This is a genomic window from Winogradskya humida (assembly GCF_016862215.1).
Taxonomy (GTDB): Bacteria; Actinomycetota; Actinomycetes; order Mycobacteriales; family Micromonosporaceae; genus Actinoplanes; species Actinoplanes humidus.
Genome location: NZ_BOMN01000174.1, coordinates 1 through 1305, shown reverse-complemented (window position 1 = coordinate 1305; position 1305 = coordinate 1). Strand labels below are relative to the sequence as shown.

The 1305-nt window shown below is 62.7% G+C and carries 1 protein-coding gene and 1 pseudogene; one reads left to right on the top strand and one right to left on the bottom strand.

Annotation, left to right across the window (positions count from 1 at the left end; genetic code table 11):
* Positions 1 to 180: 180 nt before the first annotated feature.
* Positions 181 to 390 carry a hypothetical protein gene (locus Ahu01nite_RS50030; protein ID WP_203843840.1) on the bottom strand — a complete coding sequence of 70 codons (210 nt, stop codon included), beginning with the start codon at positions 388 to 390 and terminating at the stop codon, positions 181 to 183.
* A 192-nt stretch (positions 391 to 582) separates the two neighbouring features.
* On the opposite strand from Ahu01nite_RS50030, the pseudogene Ahu01nite_RS50025 reads away from it, so the two are divergent.
* A pseudogene (locus Ahu01nite_RS50025) lies at positions 583 to 1305 on the top strand (LamG domain-containing protein); the annotation flags it as partial.

Here is a 1305-nt window from a genome sequence, read left to right as displayed (position 1 = left end):
CTAAGCTGTGGATGTTCGGATCGTTCTTGTCTGATTGATCCCTGGGTTGAGAAACGGCGAGCGCCCGGCGAGCCTGTGGTGGACTTCCCGGAAGCGCAGGAAACCACCAGCCCGAGCTTGAAAGCTCAAGGCGTGGGGGTCCTGCATCGACGCTGTGTGGCGTCGGCTGGGGTCCGACGATCACCGTCGAAGTCGTTGCAAGGCGAAGTGCGAAGCCATTGCGAAGCTCAGCGTCCGAACCCGCGGTGACGACCACGTCTGGGCCGCCGGAACCTCATTGACCGCCGGCGCTACGTGTACGCCAACCGCGCCGACCTCCGTGATGACCATCAGAAACGGCTCGTTCGGGCCGATCCCGCCGAGGATCGCCGCAGTCAGAATCTGCAGCATCGCTTGGACCGCGCCCGTTGCGGTAACTGTGACTGTTGACACAGAGACAGTGCATCTATACCTAGAGTAACCAAGTTTGTCGATTTGGGTGGCTCGTACTTTATGTGGTTGCAACTTGTAACTTTCATTTACAGGTGATCTTCGATCCCTCTAGATTCCCCTTGCCGCTTCACAGTCACGGGGGAATGCGCAGTGCTGCTGCTGTCGTGGGCTCATGCCCGTATGAGGTTTTCCAGGCGTTCGACGGCATCGGCGGTAGCGTCGCTGCTACTCATCCCGACTGCACTGGTGGTGTCATCGCAGCCTGCGGCCGCGGTACCGGTGAAGCATCTCCCAAGCCCTGCTGTCGCGCAGGATCAGGTGTCGGCGGCGCGTATGGCCCGCGAGGCTGACGCTCGGGTCGAGGTGTTGTCGGAGCGTTCGGAGTTCAGCCAGGTCTTCGCAGAGCCGGACGGCCGCATCACGTACGAGTCGACCGTGGTACCGAAGCGCGTGCACCGCAGCGACGGCACATGGGCTGATGTGGACTACACCCTGCAGCGCAGCGACGGTCAGCTGCGCCCAGTCGCCTCCTACGCCGACGTCCGGTTCTCCACTGGTGGAAACGGTCCACTGGTGACCATGACTGAAAGCGGGAAAGACTTCACTCTCGGCTGGAGCGGCGGAGCGCTACCCGCACCACAGGTCAGCGGAGACACCGCCACCTACGTCGATGTGCTGCCCGGTGTCGATCTGCTGGTACGGGCCACTGATATGGGTTTCTCACATATCCTGCGCGTCAAGACGGCGAGCGCCGCCGCCGACTCAGCCCTGGCACGGATCACGTTCGATGTCGGCGGTGACGCCCGGTTGTGGCGTTCGCCGACAGGATCGTTGCAGGCGATTGCCGGCAATGTGCTGCTCGCCTCCGCGCCC

Excerpts from the sequence above, each read along its gene's own strand:
- Ahu01nite_RS50030 (WP_203843840.1), bottom strand. The coding sequence starts at position 390 with ATGCTGCAGATTCTGACTGCGGCGATCCTCGGCGGGATCGGCCCGAAC.